Here is a 7,170-nt window from a genome sequence, read left to right on the forward strand (position 1 = left end):
GTATTGATAAATAGGAGGTCTAATAGGAGTATATATGTATGGGAGCTCAACGCGGCCGTAATTAACGACATGAGGAACCTAGTAGACCTCTACAGGGAGGCATCGCTGAAGATATGTCGTAAATAGTGTATTGATTTACTGGTGATCGAGAAAATGTTGAGGATAGAGGAAAACAGGGAGAGAATACTTTACGGGTCCATTGGTAGAACACTCCTATGGCTTGGGCTACCATTAATGGTTGTCCAATTAGTGAACGTATCATACAATATAGTGGATACATATTGGCTAAGCCGTTACAGTGAGATAGCATATGCTGTACCAAGGCAGGTCATGCCAACTTTCATGTTATGGAACTCGATAGCGCAGGGATTAATGGCAGCGAATCTAGCATTGATAACTCAATTGTTAGGTGCACGCAGGTATGATGAGGCCAGGAAGTACGTGTCATTCTTTGTCTCGGCAACGCTTCTCATCAACTCTGTGATTTCTATAATATACTTTATTCTAAGACCCATGATATTCAGCTATATAGTGCGGACACCGCCTCTCCTCTACAATGATACCTTAACTTATTCCGGGATAATCACGCTGGATATAGTTTTCTCAGCATTCACTCTAACCTACTCGACAATTCTTCAATCAATAGGTGATACACGTACACCTGCATCAATAAACTTCGGAGCCGCATCCATGAATATGGTTTTAGACCCCATATTCATTCTAGGGGTTGGAATCAATGGATCGATGTTGATACCGCCTATGGGGGTTACCGGAGCAGCGTACGCTACAATACTTTCAAGGTTCATCGGACTATTACTCCTGTATGATAGACTGAATAAGAAATACCCATATCTAAAGCCCAGGTTAACACTTAAAATAGAGTTGGACTGGCTTGCCAAAAACCTGAGGATCGGGGCTCCAGTGACGTTAATGATGGCTTCAAATAGCTTGGCATTTATGTTTCAGAATGCCCTTATAAACCAGTTCGGTGAGTATGTTGCTGCTGCAGCAGCCATAGGGCTTATAATGATGGATCTAGCTGATGCAACGTTATGGGGTTTCACAAGCAGTATCGCAGTTATGGTGGGACAGGCACTTGGGGCTGGATTAATTGATAGGGCAAGGAAGGTTGCCTTTAAATCAATGCTCTATATAGGGGTATCAACACTGATAGGGTCATCCATAGTTTACATGTTGAGGGAGGCATTCATCTCAGTGTTCACCGATAACCAGGTTATATTATCTGAGGCAGATAGATTCATCACAGTTTTCCTACCATCAATAGTGTTCTTCGCGTTATTCTTCATAGGCATAAGTGTTGGCAGAGGTTCAGGGCATACAATGGTTCCAACAATAATGGGGATAATTCGTCTATGGGGCATAAGAATACTATTAGGCTATATACTAGCATTCACCATAGGCCTCGGTAGTCTAGGGGTATGGATCTCAATGAGTTTAAGCAACGTGGTTGCCGGCCTCTTAATGATAATATGGGTTGCTAGAGGTGGGTGGGCTATCCCAGTTATAAAGACCAGGGAGCCTGAAACGGTTTAACAGTATTCTATCACTCTATAATAGTTAAATCCGATGCTTAATATCACATTCCACTTAGTTATGGTTTAGGGAGGATCCCGAAATGCCCAGAGTACTAGGTATGGATCCTGGCTCTAAGAGTATTGATATATGTGGTCTCTGCGATGGGAGAATATGCTTCGAGAAATCAATAGATACCGTTGAGGCGAGTAAGAATCCCCTCAGAGTAGTGGAGCTTGTTGAGGGCTTCCCAGGAGTTGATCTAATAGCTCTCCCCTCGGGCTATGGTGTAGAGCTCACATATCTGGATCATATAGAGGACAACATGTTGGAGGACTGGTATTACACTTTCATACTAGCCACCACCAAGGAGGAGATAGTGGAAGGCTTAAACAGGAATAATATTGGGGCATTCATCTACGATGCAATGGGGAAGATAGTGAGGGAGTTGAAGAAGAGAAGGGTTAGAGGGATATTTATTCCAGCAGTAATAAACCTTGAAACAATCCCCCTACATAGGAAGCTCAACAAGATCGATATGGGTACAGCTGATAAGCTAGCCGTTGCAGTCCTAGGGATACACGAGGTATCTCAGGAGCATAAAATACCCTATGATAGAGTTAACTACATACACGTAGAGATGGGGTTCGGCTATAACGCAGTGATAGCAGTTAGGAATGGGGTCATAGTTGACGGTGTCGGCGGCACCTTAATGCCTGGCCCAGCATTTCTAACTTCAGGTGCACTGGATCTGGAAGTAGTACAGGCCGTAGGGTTATTCAGCAAAACAGATGTGTTTTCCACTGGTTGTAATGTATTAACTAATACTATGTCACCGGAGGAATTCATATCTAGGATAAGCGAAGATCCATTAGCAGAGATCTGCTTCGACGCGATGATTGAGTCTATTGTAAAGACGGTTTACTCTATGATCCCGCTGGTGGGCGAGGCGCGTGAGATACTGTTATCAGGCAGGGTTTCAAGAAACCCTGTCGTTAAGGATTACATAGAGGATAAACTCGGGGACTTGACGAGCATCAGGGCGATGAAGGGGTTGCCGGATGCATCCATAGTAAAAGAGACCGCACAAGGATACGCTGTAATAGCTGATGGCATAGCTGGCGGCGTCTTCAAAGAACTAGTTGATCACGTTGGAATAAGAAATGCTAGAGGGACCTCTCTTGACTACATAGTTCACCCGAGATTCATGAAATCGAAGCTTGGAAAGAAGTTCGCTGAGTTAAGGAGGCTAATGCATGGGGAAGCATTTAATATAAGATGGTGGAGTAGCCTTGGCTCTAATTAGGGAGGGGATACTCTACGAGGCGATAATATCTCTACTAGATGATCTGGACAAACCCTATGCAACACCATCGGGGTTCTGGAAGTCAAAGGGGAGAATACTGGTGAAGTTCTACAAAGGGTTTAAAACACATGAGTTATTAGTGGCTGTGAAAAATCCAGTGCTCAACATCGTCAGGGATCCGTTTCTATACTATAGGACAGCTTTTAAGGCGGAATCCAGTGGGTTGACCCCAGAGGACTACATGGTTGATGAGGTGAGTGGGCGTGTTTTCCTGAGGAATGCTGAAGCCTACTTGCTACTAGACCTTATTAGAATCGTGGATCATGGGAAATATAGCTTATTTGAGTATGATTTAAGGGAAATAAGAGTGAACCCACATATCCACCTGGTGCTCGAGCCATACTCAAGGTGCTATAGCTCTCTCATAGAGATGATTATATACACTACCAAGATAAGAGCACGGGATCAGCTCTCAACCACAGAGCTTGAAACAGCTTTAAGAAGTATTGAGTATTCATATAATGTGGCAGTGAAGACCTGTATGGATAGTGCTTATATGGATTTAGCCAATAAGATTAGAAAGGTGGTGGAGGATTGGCTAGGGAAGTAAAGATTAACACACCTTCGAGACTGCACTTCGGCATGGTTAACCCGTTTATCAGGGGAGCTAGGAGATATATCTCAGCAGGGGTTGCAGTATCATACCCCAACAACGTTGTTATCGTTAAGGAGGGAAGCGAATTACGCGTCGAGGGCTGCAGATCCGATGAGGTGTTTACCAGAATAAAAGACTTCGCCGTTAAACATGGTTTAAAAGGAATCATTGAAATAAGGGAATGCATACCCAGACACATAGGACTAGGTTCCACAACGCAACTAGTGCTCGCAGCTGGATATGGGCTTGCATTAGTGAATAACCACCTGATAGATCCTGTCGAAATAGCTGTTGAGACAGGACTTGGCAAATACTCTGGTGTTGGAACATATGTGTTTAAACATGGTGGATTCGTGGTTGACATGGGTAGATCCGAGTCCACAGCATTCCCGCCCCTCCTAACCAGGCTTGAATTCCCTGAGGAATGGGTTTTCATCATTGCAATACCTTCAGGTAGCGGGCTCGATGAGGAGAGGGAAGACAGGATTTTCGCTGAAGAAAACTGGAATATTCCCGTAGAATTAACATGGAAGGCCTCATATCATCTAATCGAGTTATCCTCAGCTGTGGCTGAAAGGGACTTCGACTCATTCGTGAAGGCGTTGACAGCTTTGCAGGAAACCGTTGGCTCTATGTTTTCCAGATATCAGGGCGGTGTTTTCTCGGTTAATTCTGCTAGGGCCATTAAGCTACTCAGAGAAAACGGTGTAGAAGGGGTTGGACAAAGCTCGTGGGGTCCGGCTGTCTATGGGGTTGTAAAAGGATTAGATGAGGCTGAGGCGATCTTGGAGAATTTGATGCCAAGACTCGACGGGAAGGTATTCATTACTAGACCACGTAATAAAGGGGCCGAGGTTGTGGAGGAAAAATAACGCTGTAATCTAGTTTATGGCTATAGCTATTCCCTCGCTACGTGGGTCGCCGGCAAGTATTAATTTCTCATCGTCTAGGATGGCTACATGTACATGTCCATGGCTTCCAAAATACTCTACTTCTTCGATACTTATGCCTCCAACCGTATTAGCCTCAAGTGGTTTCTCTAAGACGAGTCTTTGGCTTCCACGGGGTTCCACATAGATGAATCGGGGGGCTGCAACTGCTTTTACGGGGTCCATTCCATATACGAACATGTTTTCATATACCCTTAGATGTAGTTGGGGCCTGTAGTCTCCTCCTACACAGCCTATAATATATTTTTTATCGTCTTCAACTACGCCTAGAATTGATAACGTGTGGAGGGGTAATTTCCTGGGTGCAGGGCTGTTAGGTAATCCATGCTCCTTCGCGAATCCTATTCCTCTATTCTGCACTGGGAAGCCGCCCATCATTAGCCCTGAGCCGAATGGATGGAAGAGGCTTTGGATGAATCCGATCAATGATTCTCCATCGGAGACTATGAAGAATGTTGTATCTCCTCCATGTTTTACACGTGTACTGCTTTGACTTACACTGTGTTCGATAAGCTTCTTTACCCTACTATATCTCAAATACTCGTTTACATCTATCTCCATGTAGTCGGGGTCACCTAGATAGATGTCTCTGAATGTGTAGACGATATCAACTGGTTTACTCCAGGCGCTAGCCCGCTGAGGATCATGGAACCCGTACCTGGATAACTCTTCCTCATAGAGCGCGCTGATCAGCTGGAGCGTTGATGCTCCTTGAGTGTTTGGCGGGAGCTCATAGAGTATTCTTCCTTCCACCTCTAGCCTGAGGGGATCTACTTTAAAGCCTTCGTGGGTCATAAGGTCTTCAAGCCCTGTATTAACTCCTTGATCCTGTAGTTCCCTGGTTAGTTCCTCAGCTAACTCCCCCTGGTAGAATTCTTCCCAGCCCCTCGACGCGATTAGCCTAAGGGTTCTAGCAGCGTCTTTATTGGTGATTTTGCTGCCTAGTTTAACCCCTTTATAGTATTTAGCCCACTTGAACCCGAATAATTCTTTTTCAACCGCCTCAATGGATCTCGCCAGGGTATATCCAGCGTTAAATCCATTATATGCCAGTGATATTGCTGGCTTCAATAGTGTCGCTAAATCAAGTGTTCCATACTCCTCGTTAACCATACCCCATAGGTATACGAGCCCGGGGATCGTTACTGTTAGAGATCCTCTTAGAGGTTTTTCCCTAATGTATTCATCGGCGTTGAATCCGCTGGGCGAGCGGCCTGAGGACGCGTAGGCAACAACCTTGTCTCCTACGAAGCCTAATAGGAATCCATCGCCTCCGGGCCCACCCATTTGGGGCTGTACAACCGATAAAACAGCGCTAATGGCTATGGATGCATCAAATGCGTTGCCTCCTTCCTCCAGCACGTCTAACCCGGTCTTTACAGCTAAGGGATGGTCAGCTACTACACCCTTAAATCCTATGCCGAGCTTAGCTACGGGCATGATGACCTCCTATGGATAATATATGATGCCCGCCTCTTTAAGCCTGCTTATTTCCTCCGGGGTGTATCCAAGCTCCTGAAGTATCTCTACTGTGTGTTCCCCGAGTCTTGGTGGGTGTAGTTTCGAGTTGTATTTTTCATTATTAAAATATCCTGGCTCGCTTAACTGGGGGATCTCGCCTAGTACTGGATGATGTATCTTATAGACTATTCCCTGCTCGCTAACATACCTGTCTTGAAATACCTCGTCTAGCTCATATACTGGTGCAGCAGGAACACCAGCGTCCTCCAGCTTCCTAAGCCAGTTATCCCTTGTATCGATCTCAAATATTGATTGAAGCATGTTAACAAGGGCCTCTCTATTAGCCACTCTATCGGCATTTGTTCTGAAGCGCGGATCATTTACAAGGTCTTCCCTGCCAATAGCCCGGCATAGAGAACCCCAGAGCCTATCGTTTGCGGCTGCCACGATGAACCATTTCCCATCCCTATCTCTGAAGGCTTGGTAAGGCACCATGGAGGGATGGGCGCTACCCATCCTTCTTGGCTTTCTACCTGTCGTGAGGTACATTATTGGTAGGTAGCACATTGAGAATATTGCAGTGTCATACATTGGAACCTCTATTTTAACAGGCCTTTTACCTGCGTAGAGGGCGCTTAAAATATATATTGAGGACATTAATCCAGTGATCACATCAAATAACGCAAAACTAACCCTCACAGGAGGTCCCCCCTCCTCGCCAGTGGACATCATGAGGCCTGACATGCCTTGTAGAACCAGGTCATATGCTGGCTTATCCTCGTATATGCTTCCCTGTCTAAACCCCTTAATACTCAGATATATGATCTTGGGATTGATTTTTACGAGGCTTTCATAGTCGACCCCAAGTTTCTCAGGCACCCCGGGCCTATAGTTCTCTATCACGACATCGCTTCTCTCTACTAGCTTGTAGACTATCTCCCGCCCCTTAGGGTTTTTCAAGTCCACTACAATACTCTTCTTCCCCCTATTTATCGAGAGATAGTAAGCGCTCTCCCCCTTGATGAACGGGGCCCAGCTCCTGGTTTCATCTCCATGTGGGGCCTCAACCTTTATTATCTCGGCTCCTAGGTCAGCTAGCACCATGGAGGCAAAGGGCCCGGCAAGTGTATGGCTTAGATCAAGTACCTTGATATCCTTTAACAACATTTTCACGCCCTCCGTTCATAATTCGATTTGTGATGTAAAACGATATTTAATATAGGGTGCTGTGGATTTATAGATATCTTTAAATACCTGCAGATATC

At 45.2% G+C, this 7,170-nt stretch carries 6 protein-coding genes; 4 read left to right on the plus strand and 2 right to left on the minus strand.

Translation table 11 applies throughout. The annotated features are described in order from the left end of the window. Positions 1-153: 153 nt before the first annotated feature. From ACP5N5_RS04840 to ACP5N5_RS04855, 4 genes are all read left to right on the plus strand, one after another. Positions 154-1,554 (plus strand): MATE family efflux transporter, encoded by a 1,401-nt coding sequence (locus ACP5N5_RS04840; RefSeq protein ID WP_428133445.1) that lies wholly within the window; start codon positions 154-156, stop codon positions 1,552-1,554. Positions 1,555-1,636: 82 nt separating this feature from the next. Next, entirely contained in the window at positions 1,637-2,839 is a 1,203-nt protein-coding gene (locus tag ACP5N5_RS04845; protein WP_428133447.1) for a DUF1464 family protein, read from the plus strand. Then, positions 2,826-3,449 carry a DUF447 domain-containing protein gene (locus ACP5N5_RS04850; protein ID WP_012607868.1) on the plus strand — a complete coding sequence of 208 codons (624 nt, stop codon included), beginning with the start codon at positions 2,826-2,828 and terminating at the stop codon, positions 3,447-3,449. The genes ACP5N5_RS04845 and ACP5N5_RS04850 overlap by 14 nt, the downstream gene beginning before the upstream one ends. Next, positions 3,434-4,366, plus strand: a complete 933-nt coding sequence (locus ACP5N5_RS04855; protein WP_042667105.1) for a GHMP kinase — start codon at positions 3,434-3,436, stop codon at positions 4,364-4,366. The genes ACP5N5_RS04850 and ACP5N5_RS04855 overlap by 16 nt, the downstream gene beginning before the upstream one ends. 9 nt (positions 4,367-4,375) lie before the next feature. Here the strand turns inward: ACP5N5_RS04855 and ACP5N5_RS04860 are convergent, their stop codons facing one another. Continuing rightward, the gene (locus ACP5N5_RS04860; protein ID WP_428133451.1) at positions 4,376-5,884 is read right to left on the minus strand and encodes a gamma-glutamyltransferase family protein; all 1,509 of its coding nucleotides are present in this window, start codon (positions 5,882-5,884) and stop codon (positions 4,376-4,378) included. Between the two features lie 9 nt (positions 5,885-5,893). After that, positions 5,894-7,072, minus strand: a complete 1,179-nt coding sequence (locus ACP5N5_RS04865) for a CaiB/BaiF CoA transferase family protein (RefSeq protein WP_042667109.1) — start codon at positions 7,070-7,072, stop codon at positions 5,894-5,896. Positions 7,073-7,170 lie beyond the last annotated feature (98 nt).

The organism is Desulfurococcus sp. (assembly GCF_049970475.1).
Classification (GTDB): Archaea; Thermoproteota; Thermoprotei_A; order Sulfolobales; family Desulfurococcaceae; genus Desulfurococcus; species Desulfurococcus amylolyticus.